At 52.4% G+C, this 17,024-nt stretch carries 15 protein-coding genes and 3 tRNA genes; 7 read left to right on the forward strand and 11 right to left on the reverse strand.

The window, feature by feature from the left end:
* Positions 1-196: 196 nt before the first annotated feature.
* The 11 genes from ACTHTG_RS10310 to folD form a co-directional block, all read right to left on the reverse strand.
* Positions 197-874, reverse strand: a complete 678-nt coding sequence (locus ACTHTG_RS10310) for a TIGR02117 family protein (protein ID WP_440360672.1) — start codon at positions 872-874, stop codon at positions 197-199.
* Positions 875-1,087: 213 nt separating this feature from the next.
* Positions 1,088-2,584, reverse strand: coding sequence for a subtype B tannase (locus tag ACTHTG_RS10315; protein WP_440360687.1), 1,497 nt, complete (start codon positions 2,582-2,584; stop codon positions 1,088-1,090).
* Between the two features lie 288 nt (positions 2,585-2,872).
* Positions 2,873-4,348: a surface lipoprotein assembly modifier gene (locus ACTHTG_RS10320; protein WP_440360688.1), complete on the reverse strand. Its 1,476-nt coding sequence runs from the start codon at positions 4,346-4,348 to the stop codon at positions 2,873-2,875.
* A gap of 156 nt (positions 4,349-4,504) precedes the next feature.
* Entirely contained in the window at positions 4,505-4,876 is a 372-nt protein-coding gene (locus tag ACTHTG_RS10325) for a hypothetical protein (protein WP_049329501.1), read from the reverse strand.
* Positions 4,877-5,048: 172 nt separating this feature from the next.
* The gene (locus ACTHTG_RS10330; protein WP_440360673.1) at positions 5,049-5,771 is read right to left on the reverse strand and encodes a M48 family metallopeptidase; all 723 of its coding nucleotides are present in this window, start codon (positions 5,769-5,771) and stop codon (positions 5,049-5,051) included.
* A 38-nt stretch (positions 5,772-5,809) separates the two neighbouring features.
* Positions 5,810-6,541 carry a lysophospholipid acyltransferase family protein gene (locus tag ACTHTG_RS10335; RefSeq protein ID WP_004520947.1) on the reverse strand — a complete coding sequence of 244 codons (732 nt, stop codon included), beginning with the start codon at positions 6,539-6,541 and terminating at the stop codon, positions 5,810-5,812.
* A 71-nt stretch (positions 6,542-6,612) separates the two neighbouring features.
* Positions 6,613-7,191: a D-glycero-beta-D-manno-heptose 1,7-bisphosphate 7-phosphatase gene (gene gmhB / locus ACTHTG_RS10340; RefSeq protein WP_039862535.1), complete on the reverse strand. Its 579-nt coding sequence runs from the start codon at positions 7,189-7,191 to the stop codon at positions 6,613-6,615.
* 11 nt (positions 7,192-7,202) lie between these two features.
* Positions 7,203-7,655, reverse strand: coding sequence for a DUF7832 domain-containing protein (locus ACTHTG_RS10345; protein ID WP_049336905.1), 453 nt, complete (start codon positions 7,653-7,655; stop codon positions 7,203-7,205).
* 94 nt (positions 7,656-7,749) lie between these two features.
* A complete protein-coding gene (locus tag ACTHTG_RS10350) occupies positions 7,750-8,991 on the reverse strand; it encodes an aromatic amino acid transporter (protein WP_004520950.1) in 1,242 nt (413 codons plus the stop codon).
* Positions 8,992-9,120: 129 nt separating this feature from the next.
* The gene (locus ACTHTG_RS10355) at positions 9,121-10,194 is read right to left on the reverse strand and encodes an AI-2E family transporter (RefSeq protein WP_039862536.1); all 1,074 of its coding nucleotides are present in this window, start codon (positions 10,192-10,194) and stop codon (positions 9,121-9,123) included.
* An 84-nt stretch (positions 10,195-10,278) separates the two neighbouring features.
* A complete protein-coding gene (gene folD / locus ACTHTG_RS10360) occupies positions 10,279-11,130 on the reverse strand; it encodes a bifunctional methylenetetrahydrofolate dehydrogenase/methenyltetrahydrofolate cyclohydrolase FolD (RefSeq protein WP_049336906.1) in 852 nt (283 codons plus the stop codon).
* A 201-nt stretch (positions 11,131-11,331) separates the two neighbouring features.
* Here folD and ACTHTG_RS10365 point away from each other — a divergent pair.
* The 7 genes from ACTHTG_RS10365 (at position 11,332) to tldD (ending at position 16,981) form a co-directional block, all read left to right on the forward strand.
* Positions 11,332-11,409 (forward strand) — tRNA-Pro (locus tag ACTHTG_RS10365).
* 27 nt (positions 11,410-11,436) lie between these two features.
* Positions 11,437-11,513, forward strand: a tRNA-Arg gene (locus ACTHTG_RS10370).
* A gap of 9 nt (positions 11,514-11,522) precedes the next feature.
* Positions 11,523-11,598 (forward strand) — tRNA-His (locus tag ACTHTG_RS10375).
* 262 nt (positions 11,599-11,860) lie between these two features.
* On the forward strand, positions 11,861-12,364 hold the full coding sequence (locus tag ACTHTG_RS10380; protein ID WP_004520955.1) for an adenylyltransferase/cytidyltransferase family protein: 504 nt from the start codon (positions 11,861-11,863) through the stop codon (positions 12,362-12,364).
* Complete coding sequence (locus ACTHTG_RS10385) at positions 12,361-14,121, forward strand: bifunctional biotin--[acetyl-CoA-carboxylase] ligase/type III pantothenate kinase (protein WP_004520956.1); 1,761 nt, start codon at positions 12,361-12,363, stop codon at positions 14,119-14,121. Before ACTHTG_RS10380 ends, ACTHTG_RS10385 begins: the two co-directional genes overlap by 4 nt.
* Before the next feature lie 15 nt (positions 14,122-14,136).
* Positions 14,137-14,979 (forward strand): hypothetical protein, encoded by an 843-nt coding sequence (locus ACTHTG_RS10390; RefSeq protein WP_004520957.1) that lies wholly within the window; start codon positions 14,137-14,139, stop codon positions 14,977-14,979.
* Positions 14,980-15,538: 559 nt separating this feature from the next.
* Positions 15,539-16,981, forward strand: a complete 1,443-nt coding sequence (gene tldD, locus ACTHTG_RS10395; protein ID WP_004520959.1) for a metalloprotease TldD — start codon at positions 15,539-15,541, stop codon at positions 16,979-16,981.
* Positions 16,982-17,024 lie beyond the last annotated feature (43 nt).

Below are 17,024 nucleotides of genomic sequence, written 5' to 3' on the forward strand. Positions count from 1 at the left end.
AATTTTATTCTAAAATTTCTTTATTTTAATTATTTTATAGAATTTAAAAGCAGTTTATTTGTTTAAATTAATATTTAATGCTATTAAAAATTTTATATAATAAAGGGCTTTGAGCTTTTATCAAAATACAGGCCGTCTGAAAATGTTCAGACGGCCTGAAGTTTTACATAGACCAAAAAATTGAGAAGCGTGAAGGCTATCGGTATTGTTCCAGCAAGGGCGAAGAAAAAGGAGTCCAATAAACGCCTTTCAGGCCGCTTTCCACCAATTTGTCATTCAACCAAGTGTTACAAGTATTGAATAAATGATAGCGCCCTTTGGCTTCGTAAAAAGCATCGTTAGACTGATGATGAATTCCTTTTAGCAAGATGGGTTGCCCATTTTTTTGTTGAAAACCGGCCAAGAGCGATTTTGTTAAATCCCTGTATTGCTCAGGCGTGACCAAAAATTTGACGACGTGGCTATTTTCTCGTGGTTCAAAAGGATAATAAGTAACATGAATCAGCGTACGGTTCAGCCCGCTTAATGCACCTAAAGCATTGGAGAACGTCAAATCTTTCCACTCATGTGTGTATAAATAAAAATTGCGCTCCCCCCAGCCTAAACCTATATGCGTTATTTGAGGATTAGTAGAAAGCGTGTCTTTTGGATTGACGACATTCGACCAATCAAAAATATCATTCTTCAGCGGCATGACTACATCAGTATGCACGCCGTTACTGACTAAAAATAAAGTAATTTCCCCTTTGGGCTGCTCTTCATTACGCGACAATGAAGCCATCATCCAAGCAGACAAAAAATACAATAGGGCAAAAATAGGGATGATCAGCGCTATTTTGCCGATTTTCTTGAGGATGTGAAGGAAGGAACGCATTCGTTTTTTTAAGGCGATTAAGTTTGAAGGTGTGTATTTTCCATTAAATTTGTATTTTTTTCATTAGAAATGAATAGATGGTATCTTGCGATTAATGATAAAAATGGTTGTTTAATTTAAATAAAAGAAAGGCCGTCTGAAATATCCAGACAGCCTTTCTTTTATTAAAACGGGATACTAAATCTCATCTCAATCTATGTTGTAAACGATTGATTATTTTGTAGAGCTGCTGACCTGTTTCATCCAGGCAAACAGTTCGTCCAAGTCATAATCGCCGCCGTGTCCGACATCCCAAGGCAGGGCGTAATCGACGGTGTAGCCGTTGTTTTGCAGCTTGGCGGCTAATATGGCGGAGACTGCCAACGAGGTATCGCGGTCGTTGGTGCCGACGCGGATGCGCCAGTTTTGTGGCAGGTTCGCGCCCGGTTTGCCGATGTAGTTGAGCGGGTTCATGATTTTGATGGTTTCTTCGTCCGCGATTTCGGCGTTGGAGGCGGTGTTGTGTTGCATGGAGAACGCGGTGAAGTGGCGTTTGTCGACGGTATTGGTGCCGAAGAGTTGGTTTTCGCCTGTGCTTAAATCTACGCCGTCAAAGGCCGGCGGTGTTTTTTGGCGGCCGGCGGCTTTGGCGTAGGCATCGAAATCGACGGAGACGATTTTGCCTTTGCGGACGGTCAGCCAAGTGCGGTCGCTCAGGTTTTTGCCTGCATCAAGCTGGGCTTGTGCGGATTTGGCAATTAAACCGGCAATATGGTTTTTAAAGCTGCCGTTGCCTTGGGCATCCAACGTCAGGGGTTTGCCTTCGGGGGATTTCAGGTTCAGGCTGTTGAGGTATGCAGGGTATAGGGGTTTGAGGAGGTCGGACAGTTTTTTCTCGTCATCGGTCAGTGTGCCTGCGACCAGCTCGCGTTTGACGCGGTAGTCGAGCATGGAAATGTTCATTTTTTTGTAGTCGTTGATACCGTTGAACTGCCATTCGTAAGCCATGTCGGCATGGTCTAAATCGGTAATCGGGCAGTAGGCGGATACGGCGAAAACTTTGTCGCTGCCGTCTGCCGCGCCTAAGGCTTTGAGGTGGTTTTCGTAATCTTTTTGGTCGGCTGTTGCGCCTAAGAGGGCGGACATCGCGCCGCCTGCGCTTGTGCCGTTGGAAATGATTTTTTCGGCATCGCCGGGCATAACTTTGTCGTTGGCTTTCAGATAGCGGACGGCGGCTTTCAAATCAACGATGGCGGCAGGTGCTTTGCCGGTGGGTTCTGTCCGGCCGCGTGCGCCAGGAGATGCGACGACGTAGCCTTTGGAGAGGGCAACCAGGGCGGCGTTAGGCGATTTTTGGCCGTCTTCAGGCTCGCCGCGTTTGCCTTCTAAAGCGGGTTTGCCCGGTTCGGCAGGCATATATCCGCCGATTTGGTTGGGCAGGAAAATCGGTGCGGTTTCGGCATTGAAACCGTCTATCTCGCCGCCGTTGTAATAGGCTTCGGGTACATAAATATTGATGATTTCGTAACGGGTATCGACAGGATTGCGGACGTAAACCACGCCTTCGTAAGCGCGGAATTTGATGGCTTGACCGTTCACTTCGATGCTTTGTTCGGTGTATTTTTGTTTGGAGAAGTCTAGGTCGTAGGTGTCTGCGGTTTTGACGGAAGCGCAGGCGCTCAATCCCAGCGCGACAGAAACGGATAAGAGGGTTTTGTTTAGGGCGTTCATCATCATACTTTCTGAAGAGGTAAGCGGATATGATAACGAATACTCAGGCCGTCTGAAACGCCAAGTCGGGTTTCAGACGGCCTGATTTCTTTGTAGCGTTATGTAGTGTTGTACGTTACGTCGTAAAGTAATATGGGCTTAAACTTCATCTATTTGATAAATATGAATTTAATAAGACATTATGCCTTAAAAAATCTATTTATCCGGTATCTGTAAAAGTTGAATCTGTCTTGTAAATCAATATGCAGGACAGGCATTTTTGCTTTATCTACAGATTGATTCTACTTGTCAGAACGTTTTGCTCAATTCGACAAACATTTTGGTTTTGCCGTATTCGTAGAACTTGTCGTTGCTCCATGTTTTGTTGTGGGCAATGGTCAGGTGCGGGGTGATGCCTTTGAAATGGAGGGCGCGGTGCCATACGCTCAGGGAGGCGGAGGCTTCTTTGTCGCGGCGGTTTTGTTCGTTGCTGAAGAAGGCGGGGGCTTGGTAACGGCGTTGGGCGGCGCTGAGGCGTAGGACGGTGGAGAGGCCTTTGAGCCATTCTTGTCCCCATGTGGTGCGCAGGGCGTAGCGGTTGAAGCTGTCGCTTTTGTCGTCGCGGTTGCGTTCACGGTAGAGGTCGATACCGGCTACCCAGTATTGGCGCGCGTTGCGGTAGTAGACGATGGAATTGCTGAGCAGTTGGCTGGTATCGTCGGAATGTTCGCGGCGGCTGTTTTTCAGACGGCCTGCTTCAAATGCGCTGAGGGTTTGCAGCTTGGGTTGCCACCAATGGTTGTAGTGGAGGCGTGCGCCGTTGGTGTAGGTGTAGGGGTCGTTGCCGTAGAAGCGGCGTTCGTGGAACGGGGTAATGCCGATATCGCTGCGTTGGTCAGCATAGCCGATGCCTGCCGAGAAGCGTGTGGTGAGGTCGTTGTAGTTGGTGTGTTTGGGATAGATTTTGCCGTAATGGTCTGCGCCTGCCGTGGCATAGAAGCCGCGTGGCAACGACCATTTTTTTTCTGCACCGATTTGGTAGTGGACGGCGGTGGCATCGATGGGTTCGGGGAATGTCCAACCACGGAAGCAGTCGTCGTCGGGATAGACAAGGCGCACGGCGCGGCATTGTTCGTCGCTCAGGTAATTGCCCAGACGGCGTTGGCCGGGAGCTTGGTTGATGTTTTGTTCGCGTGTGATGTTCAAGCCGGCGTTGAATTGCCATGAGTCGCGTTCGCGCAGGGCTTTGCGGTAGGTTTCGAGGCGTTCTTGCAAGGCGGGTGGGAGGGATTCGGTTTGCAGTTTGTCGAACTGATCGGCTGCGGCTTCGTTTTGTTTGTCTTCAAACAAGGCGGTTGCAAGCTGCCAGCGGACGGCGGAGGCGTCGGGCTGCTCGGCGATAAAGCGGCGGTAATGGCCGACAGCTTCGGCGGCGCGCCCTTCGGATTGGGCAAGCAAACCTTTGGTATAGCGCGCCATGGCGCGGTCGTGTTCGGGCCATTGTTCGTAAATGGGCAAAATGGCTTTGATGCCGGGGATGTTGTGGGCGACGACGGCGGAATACATGGCGCGTGCCAGCAATTCGGTGTTGGCAAGCAGGATGTCGGCATCGACGTTGATGATTTTTTCAGACGGCCTGTTTGTCTGCTCGGCAGGGATGTCGTGCGCTTCGGGTTGCTGGGGTTCGGCTGTGTTGACTTGAAGCTCGGGTTTCACATCAGGTGGTACATCGGCGGCGTGAAGGGAAAGGGGAAGGATGGTGAGGAGGAGCAGACGTTTTTTCATGGCAATGTTTGGAATGTTATCGGTATAAGTGGGCAGATTGTACAGTGTTTTGAGTCGGAAATTTTGCAAACCGATTGCCATTTTATCCGATAAAGACGACAAAAGGCCGTCTGAAACCCGATGGGATTTCAGACGGCCTTTGTTTGCGAGTCGGATTTAGTTTTTGTCCAAGTCTAAATCGGCTTTGTATTCGATACGGCCTTGGCCTTTGTCTTCGATGGAAACGTCCAGCTCTTGTTTGCCGCGTTTGAATTTCAGATCGGCATCGTCGTGTTTGATTTCAGACTCAACCACATGGAAACCTTTGCTGCGCGCGTGGGCGATCACTTTTTTGGCCAAGGAAGGAATGGAATTACGTTGGCCGGAAAGTTCGGCTTCGTATTCAAATTCGCCATTGCCTTGATGATCGGCTTTGATGGTGTGCGCGCCATCCGGACGGTAAATTTCGGAAGGCAGCGGGGAGGCGAATGCCGTGGCGGAGAAAAGAGCCAAAATGCCGGTGGCCAGTAACGATTTTGCTTTGGTCATCGGTTTTCCTTTCTGAAAAGGGTTTTGAGAACGACATCATCTTATCGGCATGCCTGAGGGGGCGGCAAGCGGATAAACCTGATTTTACGCGCGGCTACATGATTTGTTTGGAGGACGTTGATTCTTTGCTTTGGGCTGGTGTTTGCTTGCAGAAAAATGCTGCTGGAAAGACTTAGCCGAGGTGGAATAATTCGCCGCCGTGCGCCTTCAGCCATTGTTTGGCTTGGTCGACATGTGGTGTGAGCGAGTGGGTCAGTGCCCAAAATGCAGGGCTGTGGTCGGGATGGCGCAGGTGGGCGAGTTCGTGCAGGCAGACGTAGTCGGCGACATATTCGGGCGCACCGATAAGCCGCCAGTTGAGGCGGATGCCGGTAGTGTGGCGGCAAACGCCCCAGAAGGTTTTGGCGTTGGAAAGGGAAATGGCACTCGGGGTTAGGCGGGTGGTTCGGATATGGCCTTCGAGGCGCGGCAGCAGATACTCGCGCGCACGCTCGTGCAGGAAGCGGCGCAAATGGGTGAGTTGGGCGGCGGTTTCTTTTTCGGGTAACAGGATTTCAGACGGCCTGATTTGGATGTGGTTTGCCGTGTGGACGGACAAGGCCGTCTGAACGCCTTGATACCAAATCCATTCGGGAAGCGTGTCGGTGGGTGTTTGTCGGGCCGGTGTTTTGTTTAGTGTGCGGCGCAGGAGGGCTTCGTTGTCGTTCAGCCATTGGGTAAAGGTGTGCTGGGTAACAAACGGAGGGATATTGATGCTGACGGTATCGGCGGAAACGGGGCGCAAGATGAGGTTTTTCTTGGCACTGCGTTTGAGCTGGATATGAATGGTGAGGCCGTCTGAAAGGGTATGGGTATGGAGGTGGGGCATGATGTTGAGAAAAATATTGGACGGCATGGAAAGGGCGGGTATAGCGGCCCACCCGATGGAATGATTTATTTGGTTTTGGGCGCGAACGGGCCTTGTCCGGTAATCAGGGGCTGTTGGCTTTCGATCCATTGCTCGCATTGAGCCATGAGTTCGGCTTCATTGCCGTTGTTGTGGGCAATGGGTTTGCCGATGATGACGCTGACCGTGCCGGGGTATTTGAGGAAGGAATTGCGCGGCCAAAACTCGCCGCTGTTGAGCGCGACGGGGACGATGTCCATCTCAAACATTTTTGCCATGCGCGCGCCGCCGAGCTTATAGCGGCCTTTTTCGCCGGGCGGCAGGCGTGTGCCTTCGGGGAAAATGGTAATCCAATAGCCTTCGTTTTTACGCGCAAGGCCTTGTTCTAAGAGTTGTTTGTTGGCTTCGCGGCTGTTGCTGCGGTCGATGCCGATGGTTTTGACCAGCTTCAAGCCCCAGCCGAAGAAAGGGATTTTGAAGAGTTCGCGTTTGGCAACATAGACTTGCGGCGGAAAAATCTCTTGCAGGGCGAGGGTTTCCCAGCCGCTTTGGTGTTTGGCGCAAATAATGGCAGGGTGGTCGGGAATGTTTTCCGCGCCGCTTAAGGTGTAGTTCAAACCGATGATGTGCTTGAGTGACCAGTTGAGGATGCGCACCCAAACTTGCGCCATTTTGTGTGCACCGCCTTGGAAGGGCAGGGCAAGCAGCATAAAGGGGAACAGTAAAATAATGCTAGAGGAAAGGATGAACCAGTAAATCAGGTTGCGGATAATCAGCATATCGGGGAAAAGTCTGTCGTTTGAAGGCCGTCTGAACGCCGTTGTCGGCTGGTTTCAGACGGCCTTGTCGTTTATAGGATAGCTTGCGCGGCTTCTTCGATTTGTGTGTTTTCACGCATGATGTATTGCGAAAAAGCCAGCAGGTTGTCGAAGACTTGGGTGTGTTCGGGCAGGTCTTGCTCGTGTTTGGCCAGCGTTTTTTTGCCTTTGCCGGTCAGGACGAGCGCGGATTTGCCGCCTGCGGCATCAATGGCTTGCAGGTCGCGCAGGCTGTCTCCGACCAGCCAGGTTTCGGCGGCATTGGCCTTGAAGCGTTCGATGATGTCGATAATCATGCCGGGCTTGGGTTTGCGGCATTCGCAGTTGTCGGCGGCAGTGTGCGGGCAAAACCAAATGCCGTCGATGGTGCCGCCTGCTTGAACGGCAAGGCGGTGCATTTTTGCGTGCATTTCGGTCAGGTCTTGCACGGTAAAGTATTTGCGGCCGATACCGGATTGGTTGGTGGCCACGGCGATGGTGTAGCCTGCCTGCGTTAAGAAGGCGATGGCATCCATGCTGCCTTCGATGGGAATCCATTCGTCAACGGATTTGACGAAATCGTCGCGGTCTTGGTTGATGACGCCGTCGCGGTCGAGGATGATGAGTTTCATGGTTTGGGCTCTTATTTTTCTGCTTTCAAACTGCTTTTCCATTTTTCAAAGGCCGTCTGAAAAACGGGTGTCAGTTTGGCGAAGGTTTCCGGGGTGTTTTTGACGTGGTAGAAGCCGCCGAGCGAGGGCGTGTCGAGGGCGAGGACGTAGTCTTCCATAAATGCGCCGTAGCCGTCTTCTTCGTCGGTGTAGTAGAACTCGGTAAACCGTTGGCCGAGTTCGGTAAAGTCGTCCGCTGTCAATGCGCCGTCCATGTGTTTGAGCAGGAAGTGCCGTCCGCTGATTTTGCCCGAGGTCATGGCGGCGAAGTCGGCTGCGGTTTCGGGGGCGGTTTGCCAGACGGGGTTGACGAGGCCTGCCTGCGCCGCCCACTGCCAGTACATGCCGATGTGGGTGGCGGCGTTTTCGGGCGGGAGCTGGTCGGGATAGTCTTCGTCGAGATGGAAACGGATATTGTCGTACATGGACGGTGTTCGTTGGGGGGAAAGGGGATATTGTAGCGGAAAATAATGAATTAGGCCGTCTGAAAGAGGGTGTTTCAGACGGCCTTAAGGGAATTTAACCTTTAAATACGGGAACAAGCTCCATTTGGCTCAATATTTGGGCGGCAATGTTGATGATGCCGAAGAGGAAGACCCAAACCATCAGCCAGAATCCGCCGTAAACTTTGTAGTTTTTGCCGGCACCGAATTTATGGCGCGAGCGGTAGAGCAGCATGGCGGGGATGATGCCGGTCCAGATGGTGGCGGCCAGGCCGACGTAGCCGATGGCGGTAACGAAGCCGGTAGGGAAGAGCAGGCAGGAAATCAAAGGCGGCAGGAAGGTCAGTGCGGCGGTTTTGGTGCGGCCGGAGATGCTGTCGTTCCATTTGAAGATGTCGGCAATGTAGTCGAACAGGCCGAGCGTTACGCCGAGGAAGGAGGTTGCGATCGCCATGTAGGAGAACAGGGTCAACACTTTGTCCATATTGCCGGTTTGGGCGAACTTGGACAGCGTTTCGATCAGGACGGAAACTTGTCCTTCTGCGGCGATAACCGGTGCGAACTCGTTACGCGGCAGGTTGCCTTGGATGGCGATTTGCCAGAGGATGTAAATCACAAGCGCAATCAGCGTTCCTACCCATAGGGATTTGGCCACTTTGGGCGCGTCGCCTTTAAAGTATTTGAGCAGGCTGGAGACGTTACCGTGGAAACCGAATGAGGCAAGGCAAACGGGCAGGGCGGTAGCGACATAAATCCAGTAGCTGGTGCCGGCAGGGGCTTGGGTGTCAAACAGGACAGGCATTTTGGCATCGGCAATCAGGCCGCCGGTTGCCCAAATAAAGGTCAATACCATGCCGCCGATGAGGATGCTGGTGAAGCGGTCAACCAAGCGTGCGGATGCCCAAACGCAAAAGGCGAGAATGCCGAAAAAGACGAGTTGGCCGATGGTGAGCGAAATTTCGCCGCCTACCGCGCTGCCGATGCCTTTGGCGGTCAGGTCGCCGCCGACGAAGATGTAGGCGTAGGTGAGCAGGTATAAAACGAAAGCGACGGCAACGCCGTTGATGACGTTCCAAGCCGGGCCGAGCAGGTCTTTAACCATAGTGTCGAAGCTGGCGCCGTGCGGATAATGGGTGTTGACTTCCAAAATCATCAGGCCGCTGGAGAGCATGGAAAACCAGGTGTACAGCAACACGGCCAGCGAGCCGGTAAACCATACGCCAGAGGTGGCGGTCGGGTTGGCAAGCATGCCTGCGCCGATAACCGTACCGGCGATAATCATCGCTCCGCCGAATAGGGATGGGGTTTTGGTTGACATTGTTTATCTTTCTTCTAGAAATGCGTGGCTGCCATTATGCCGTAAAGTGTAAGAAAAGGTAAAGCAAAGGCCGTCTGAAAACCCGATTGTCGTTTTCAGACGGCCTTTGATGTGTATAAACGCAACTGATTAAATCAATTTTCGCAGTTTCAATTCGTTTTTCAGATACGCGTAATAAACCGGCGCGACGATGATGCCGCCGATGCCGAAAATGCGTTCAAAGACGACCATCGCCACCAGCAATTCCCATGCGCTGGATTCGATTTCCGAGCCGATGATTTTGGCGTTGAGGAAATATTCGAGCTTGTGGATGACAACGAGGAAAACCAGCGATGCGAGTGCGACGTAAAGCGATGCGCCGAGGCTCAAAATAATAATGATGGTGTTGGAAATCAGGTTGCCTGCCACCGGAATCAGGCCGACGATAAAGGCGATGATCAGGACGGTCATTTTAAACGGCAGGTCAACGCCGAACAGCGGCAAAACCAAGTAAAGGTACAGGCCGGTCAGGAAGGTGTCGATCAGCGAGATTTTGACTTGGGCGAGGAACACGCGCTCAAAGCTGGTTTCAAAATTGACGATGCGCCGCATCAATTCGGCTTTAAACAGCGGCATTTTATGGCGGTTTTTGCGCATTTCCAGGCGGTGGAAACTGAGCATGGCGCCGATGATGATGCCGATGAGGATGTACACGAAGGACGTGATGCTGTTTTTACTGATACGGGTCAGCGCGGCGCGGTATTCTTCAATCAGCTTGATTGCCGAGGCTTTGATTTCGGCCATATTGTTGGGCAGCATATTGAGAATGGCAGCAGGCAGGTCTTGGCTGTTTTTGGTGTCTTCCAAAATCGCCGCCAGCTTGGCCAGCATAAAGCCGACGTGGCCGCCATGTATCAGGTGGTAAATGCCCAAAGACATCATCGCAATGATGCTGAATACGATGGCCAGCGTCAGCGTGGTGGAAATTAGGTTGATATTGTGCGCATTGAGCGACTTATGCAGCCGCGTGTTGCGCGGTAAAACACGGCGGCGGAGTTTGAGGATGACGCCGTTGGTGCGCGTAATAAAGATATAGGTCAGGATAACCGACAGCAGCAGCGGCAGAAAATGGTAGTGCAAGACAATCAGCAAGGCCAAGCCCATCAGGATATAGGAAGCGTTGCGGAAAGTCGGGTTGTCGGCGTGGGAAGAGAGTAAGGACATGTGAAGCCAATAAGGTAAAAAGCAAAAAAACAGGTCAGGCCGTCTGAAAAATCATGTTCAGACGGCCTAACTTAATGACAGTGATTAGTCGTGTAATGAGGCCGCGTGTACCGTGTTTTCCAACAAAGTGGCAATCGTCATCGGGCCGACGCCGCCGGGAACAGGCGTAATCATGGATGCGCGTTCTTTAGCGACATCAAACTCCACGTCGCCGCACAGGCTGCCGTCGTCCAAGCGGTTGATGCCCACATCGATAACGACTGCGCCGGGTTTGACCCATTCGCCTTTAACGAAATTCGGAATGCCTACGCCGACCACCAAAATATCTGCGGCGGCAACTTCATCGGCAAGGTTTTGCGTGGCGCTGTGGCAAATGGTTACCGTCGCGCGGGACAGCAGCAATTCCAACGCCTGTGGGCGGCCGACAATATTGGACGCGCCGACGACGACCGCTTTTTTGCCTTTCGGGTCGATGCCGTAGGCTTCCAACAAAGTCATCACACCTTTGGGTGTGCAAGGGCGCATCAGCGGCATTTTGACGACCAGGCGGCCGACGTTGTAAGGGTGGAAGCCGTCCACATCTTTATGCGGCTCGATACGCTCCAAAACCGCTTGGCTGTCGATGTGTGCCGGCAGCGGCAGTTGCACCAAAATACCGTCGACGGCAGGGTCGCCGTTCAATTCGTCCACCAGTTTCAGCAAATCGTCTTGCGTGGTTTCAGACGGCAGCTCATAAGAGCGCGATTCGATGCCGCTTTTTTGGCAGGCCAGTTTTTTATTGCGTACATAAACCGCGCTAGCAGGGTCGTCGCCAACCAATACCACCGCCAAGCAAGGCGTGTGCAAACCTTTTTCCTGACGCGCTTTTACCGCCTGTGCGACCGCCTCGATGCGTTGCTGGGAGATTTTTTTTCCGTCTATAAGTTGTGCAGCCATGATTTTTCCTCCTCAATAGGGATAAATATTGCGTTTAAATTATCGCATTTTTCAGACGGCCTGACACAAAAGAGTAGCCCTGATTGTGAAACATAAAAATAAATAACGATTAAAAATAATAAGATAATCAAAAAATGAAAAAATAAAGCAAAGTAGATGTTGACCGGGTTAAAAAGGGTCTGTATAGTTCAGGTCTTCAGTCGGGGCGTAGCGCAGCCCGGTTAGCGCATCTGCTTTGGGAGCAGAGGGTCGTGAGTTCGAATCCCACCGCCCCGACCACAAAATTCTTAGCACGAATCGGCATGAGCGCCCGTAGCTCAACCGGATAGAGCACCGACCTTCTAAGTCGGGGGTTACAGGTTCGATTCCTGTCGGGCGTGCCAATTTTTACGGTGGCTGTAGCTCAGTTGGTAGAGCCCTGGATTGTGATTCCAGTTGTCGTGGGTTCGAGCCCCATCAGCCACCCCAGATGAAAGCCTGCATATTGTATGCAGGCTTTTTTCCATTTATACCCGAATTTTACTTCAGATTTAATTGGGTTTCAAAAAAGTATTTATCAAACCGTTTCATCATGGCATCGGCAAAAATAGCATTTGCTGTGTTATCAAATATCAATGAATACGCAGTCAAGCCCGAATATTGTACCGTTCGGTATCTTTTTATGGCGTTTCGCCGTTATCCTTTATAATACCCCGATTATTTTCTGTTTCATTCCCAAAGGAACCGCATCATGTCCGAATGGCCAGCTCCAGAATTTGAATCCAAAATCTGTCCGCCCGAAAAGCTGGCGGAGCGTTTGGCGGCATTGCCCCGTCCGCTGGTGTTTACCAACGGCTGTTTCGATATTCTCCATAGGGGCCATGTAACGTATCTGGCGCAGGCGCGATCGGCCGGTGCGGCTTTGGTGTTGGCATTGAATACCGATGCTTCGGTGCGCCGTCAGGGCAAAGGGGACGATCGTCCGATTAATCCTTTGGAAAACCGCGCGGCAGTGGCAGCGGCATTGGCGAGCGTGGATTTGGTCACATGGTTTGATGACGATACGCCGGCTGCGTTGATTGAAATGGTCAAACCTGATGTATTGATTAAAGGCGGCGACTGGCCTGTGGATAAGATTGTCGGTGCGGCTGAGACGTTTGCGCGTGGCGGCAAAGTATTTTCGATTCCGTTTTTACACCAGACTTCGACCACCAAAACGTTGGCGAAAATTCGCGAAGCCGGAGGAGGCGAATGACGGATTTGAACAGCCGCCATTGGGCCTTGCTCGCCGCACTTTCAGACGGCCTGCCGCAACACGTTTCTCAGTTGGCGCGCGTGGTCGGTATGAAGCCGCAACAATTAAACGGATTCTGGCAGCAGATGCCGGGCCATATCCGCGGTTTGCTGCGCCAGCACGACGGGCAATGGCGTTTGGTGCGCCCTTTGGCTGTGTTTGCCGAAGAATCTCTGCAACAAATGGCCGGAAAACAGGGTTTTCGTGCGCAGTTGAAACACGAATGTTCGTCCAGCAATGATGAAATCATGGCATTGGCGCGCCAGTCGGCAGATTTGGCGCATAAGGCCTTGTGCGTGGCGCATTTCCAAACCAAAGGACGCGGACGGCAAGGGCGAAGCTGGGTCAACCGACAGGGTGAATGTCTGATGTTCAGCTTGGGCTGGGCGTTTGACAAGCCGCAGTATGAGCTGGGTTCGCTGGCGTTGGTGGCGGCATTGGCTTGCCGACGCGCGCTTGCCGATATCGGTTTGGACGTAAATATCAAGTGGCCGAACGATTTGGTCGTGGCCAACGATAAATTGGCCGGTATTTTGATTGAAACGGCGCGGGTAGAGAATAGGACTGTCGCCGTCATCGGCATCGGTATCAATTTTGTATTGCCGAAAGAAGTTGAAAACGCCACTTCCATACAGGCATTGTTTCAGACGGCCTCTAAGCAGGGCGTAAGCGTCAAAACCTTATTGAATGCGGTATTGGCGCAACTCGATGCGCTGTTGAACGAATACGCGCAAAACGGATTCGCGTCATGTGTCGGCGAATACGATGCCGCCAACCGCGACACAGGCAGGCCGGTCTTGCTGCTTCAAGAAGGGCGCATTGTTCATGAAGGCGTAGTCAAAGGCGTGGATGCGCAAGGCGCGTTGCGTTTGTTGACCGACAATGGCGAGAAAACCATTGTCAGCGGCGAGATCAGCTTGCGTCCGGATAATCGTCCGGCGCAACCTGCCGCGACTAAGCCGGAACGCTTTTTGCTGCTGGACGGCGGCAACAGTCAGTTGAAATGGGCGTGGGTAGAGAACGGCACATTTTCCGAAGTCGGCCGCGCGCCGTATCGTGATTTGACCCAGCTGGGCGAAGAATGGCTGCAATTTGCCGATGATGATGTGAAGATTGTCGGTTGCGCCGTGTGCGGTTCGGTAAAAAAAGCGATGGTGGAAGAACAATTAACCCGTCCGGTCGAATGGCTGTCTTCCATGCCGCAGGCTTTGGGTATCCGCAACCATTACCGCCGTCCTGAAGAACATGGCTCCGACCGTTGGTTTAATGCGCTGGGCAGCCGTCGCTTTACGCAAAATGCCTGCGTCGTCGTCAGCTGCGGCACCGCCGTAACCACCGACGCGCTGACGGAAGACAATCATTATCTCGGCGGCACCATCATGCCCGGTTTCCACTTGATGAAAGAGGCGATGGCGCTCAAGACCGCCAACCTCAACCGCCCCATCGGCAAGGTATATCCGTTCCCAACCACAACGCCGAACGCCATTGCCAGCGGCATGATGGATGCCGTTTGCGGCGCGTTGATGATGATGCATGGCCGTCTGAAAGACAAAACGGGCGAAGGCAAACCGGTCGATATTATTATCACGGGCGGCGGCGCGGCCAGAGTCGTGCAGGCGCTGCCGGAGTCATTCGTTCATGACAATCAAGTGAAAATCGTCGATAATCTCGTGATTCACGGGCTCTTGCATTGGATTGCCCATCGCAACGGACAATAAAAAGGAAAACGCATCATGAAATGGCTGTTTGCGGTCTTGGTCGCACTCAACATCATTGTTTTTGGCAGCATGGTTGCCTATCGGACACAACATAAAACCGCGAAACCCGAATCTGCCTTGGAAGGCGGCACGCACGAATTATTGCGCCCGTCTTCTTTGGACGCGCCCAAAGCCGAGCCTCAGCAGGCATCGCAACCCGATTGGGTGGCGGATGAATCAGACGGCCTGATTATGGCAGAACCTGAATCCGAAGAAGCAGAAGCCTTGCGTAAAAAGCAAGAAGCGCAGCAGTTGAAAGAGAAAAAAGAAAAAATGCGCCGCGAGAAAGAAGCGCAAGAGCGTCGCGCAGCCGAAGAAGAGATGGACGCGGCCGGCGTGGAACGCTTGTGTACCAGCAGCGCCACCGTAGTGATGGATGAAGACGATTACCACCGCATCAAAGGCTTGTTGGGCAAATGGCCTCATGCGGCCAGCCGCAGTATCGAAAAACGTAACGGCGCATCCGGTGGCGAAACTTCTTCCAAAACCTTCCGCGTGGTCTTGCCTGCCGACGGCGACACTTCCGCCCAGCTTGATGCCTTGGGCAGCCGCGGCTTTAGCGGCAGTATTCACAACGGCGAAATCAGCATTGACGTAACACGCAGCCGCTCTTCCGCCCAAGTTTTGATTTCACGCTTGTCCAGCGCAGGTTTTGGCGGTGCGCGCATTGTCGAACAGGAAGACAGAAGCGCACCCGATACCGGTTTGAGCGTAGCACGCATGACCGTGGTCTTTATGGCGGTCGACGAGCGCGATGCCCAAGACATCAGAAACATTGTCGGCCGTTATGGCAAGTTGAACATGAAAACCTGCCGATAATCAGGCCTATTCGGTTTCAGACGGCCTGATAAGCAGCCGGCCAAGCCTGATAAACCGAACGCCAAAAAACACGAAACCCACTGTATCGGCAGTGGGTTTCATGTTTTTCGGTTTTGAGTATCTGATATAAAGGGGAACAGGTATGTTTCGTATATGCGCACTCCGAGTATCAAGAGATAATGGGAAAGAGGGGGATAAAATCTGTCGTTTAATGGCTCGGATTAGGACGTCTTCCGAGTGGTTTTGATTATACGCTAATAATAACTATTATCAATAGCAAAATTGAAAAAATAATGGTTTTTGTTGTAATGCTTTGTTTTGTATGGAAATTAAATTGTGGCATTGGCTTTGCCGTGATTGAAAAGGCCGTCTGAACGTCAAACGAACAGGCCGGTTGAAATAGGGTAAGGCAAACATTTCAACCCTATATTTCAGACGGCCTTTTGATTTGTTTCAATCACTCATAAATCCAAGCAATCAACATATCCAAAGCCATATAAAATACCGTATAATCAAGGCCAAATTAACTTTGCCTGCTCGTCGGGCCGTCTGAAAAATTATGCAACAAACCTACGCCGCGGTACAGCGAGATTTGCTCGAAGCCAACCACCTTTCCCCCGATTTGCTCGCCCAAAGCCTGAGTATTATCGGCGCCAACCATGTCGATTATGCCGACATCTATTGCCAGCGTACTGCCTATGAAAGTTGGCATTTGGAAGAAGGCATCGTCAAATCGGGCAGCTTCCAAATCGATCAGGGTGTGGGCGTGCGTGCCGTTTCGGGCGATAAGACTGCTTTTGCCTACGCCGACAGCCTGTGTATCGATTCGATCAACCGCTCTGCCAAAGCCGTGCGCGTGATTGGTGCGGCTGGCGGCGAAGCCAGCGTCAAAGTGCCGACACCTGCCTACGGCAAGCCTGTCCATATGGCGATTGACCCTATTGCCAGTCTTGATTCTGCTGCCAAAGTCGCGCTGTTGAACAAAGTTGAAACGCTGGCCAAAGCCGCCGATCCGCGTATCGTGCAAGTGATGGCCGGTTTGACCTGCGAATACGACATGGTGTACATCGCCCGTCTGGACGGCAAACACGCTGCCGATATCCGTCCGATGGTGCGCATGAACGTAACCGTCATTGCCAAGCAGGGCGAGCGTCGCGAGCAGGGCAGCGCAGGCGGTGGCGGGCGTTATGATTTGGCGTATTTCGATGAAAACTTGGTGCATCGGTTTGTCGATTCCGCCGTCAAACAAGCCCTGACCAATCTTGAATCCCGTCCTGCGCCTGCCGGCGAGATGACCGTTGTTTTGGGCAACGGCTGGCCGGGCGTGTTGTTGCACGAAGCGGTTGGACATGGTTTGGAAGGCGATTTCAACCGTAAAGAAACCAGCGTTTTCTCCGGCCGAATCGGCGAGCGCGTGGCTGCCAAAGGCGTTACCGTTGTGGATCAAGGCGATATTGCCGACAGACGCGGCTCGCTCAATATCGACGACGAAGGCAACGAAACCCGCCGTACTGTATTGATTGAAGACGGTATTTTGGTCGGCTATATGCAGGACGAAACCAACGCCCGCCTGATGGGTATGCAATCGACCGGCAACGGCCGCCGCGAAAGTTACGCTTCCGCTCCTATGCCGCGCATGACCAATACCTTTATGGAAAACGGCGGCTATGAGCCGGAAGAAATCATCGCGTCCATCGACAAGGGCATTTACGCCGTCAACTTTGGCGGCGGACAAGTGGACATTACCAGCGGCAAGTTCGTGTTCAGCGCATCCGAAGCGTGGTGGGTGGAAGGCGGCAAACTGCAATATCCTGTCAAAGGCGCGACCATCATCGGCAACGGTCCCGAAGTGCTGAAACACGTTTCCATGATAGGCAACGACACTGCGCTCGACAGCGGCATCGGTGTCTGCGGCAAAGAAGGGCAGAGCGTTCCTGTCGGCGTCGGACAACCGACACTGAGGATTGATGCCGGACTGACCGTCGGCGGTAGCGAAATTTAAACGGCAGGCCGTCTGAAAGGTTTTCAGACGGCCTTTTGCATTA

The organism is Neisseria sp. P0017.S009 (genome assembly GCF_051957375.1).
GTDB lineage: Bacteria > Pseudomonadota > Gammaproteobacteria > Burkholderiales > Neisseriaceae > Neisseria > Neisseria perflava.

Excerpts from the sequence above, each read along its gene's own strand:
- ACTHTG_RS10325 (WP_049329501.1), bottom strand. The coding sequence starts at position 4,876 with ATGACCAAAGCAAAATCGTTACTGGCCACCGGCATTTTGGCTCTTTTC.
- ACTHTG_RS10310 (WP_440360672.1), bottom strand. The coding sequence starts at position 874 with ATGCGTTCCTTCCTTCACATCCTCAAGAAAATCGGCAAAATAGCGCTG.
- ACTHTG_RS10385 (WP_004520956.1), top strand. The coding sequence starts at position 12,361 with ATGACGGATTTGAACAGCCGCCATTGGGCCTTGCTCGCCGCACTTTCA.
- ACTHTG_RS10380 (WP_004520955.1), top strand. The coding sequence starts at position 11,861 with ATGTCCGAATGGCCAGCTCCAGAATTTGAATCCAAAATCTGTCCGCCC.
- folD (WP_049336906.1), bottom strand. The coding sequence starts at position 11,130 with ATGGCTGCACAACTTATAGACGGAAAAAAAATCTCCCAGCAACGCATC.
- tldD (WP_004520959.1), top strand. The coding sequence starts at position 15,539 with ATGCAACAAACCTACGCCGCGGTACAGCGAGATTTGCTCGAAGCCAAC.
- ACTHTG_RS10315 (WP_440360687.1), bottom strand. The coding sequence starts at position 2,584 with ATGAACGCCCTAAACAAAACCCTCTTATCCGTTTCTGTCGCGCTGGGA.
- ACTHTG_RS10320 (WP_440360688.1), bottom strand. The coding sequence starts at position 4,348 with ATGAAAAAACGTCTGCTCCTCCTCACCATCCTTCCCCTTTCCCTTCAC.
- ACTHTG_RS10350 (WP_004520950.1), bottom strand. The coding sequence starts at position 8,991 with ATGTCAACCAAAACCCCATCCCTATTCGGCGGAGCGATGATTATCGCC.
- ACTHTG_RS10345 (WP_049336905.1), bottom strand. The coding sequence starts at position 7,655 with ATGTACGACAATATCCGTTTCCATCTCGACGAAGACTATCCCGACCAG.
- ACTHTG_RS10335 (WP_004520947.1), bottom strand. The coding sequence starts at position 6,541 with ATGCTGATTATCCGCAACCTGATTTACTGGTTCATCCTTTCCTCTAGC.
- gmhB (WP_039862535.1), bottom strand. The coding sequence starts at position 7,191 with ATGAAACTCATCATCCTCGACCGCGACGGCGTCATCAACCAAGACCGC.
- ACTHTG_RS10390 (WP_004520957.1), top strand. The coding sequence starts at position 14,137 with ATGAAATGGCTGTTTGCGGTCTTGGTCGCACTCAACATCATTGTTTTT.
- ACTHTG_RS10355 (WP_039862536.1), bottom strand. The coding sequence starts at position 10,194 with ATGTCCTTACTCTCTTCCCACGCCGACAACCCGACTTTCCGCAACGCT.
- ACTHTG_RS10330 (WP_440360673.1), bottom strand. The coding sequence starts at position 5,771 with ATGCCGTCCAATATTTTTCTCAACATCATGCCCCACCTCCATACCCAT.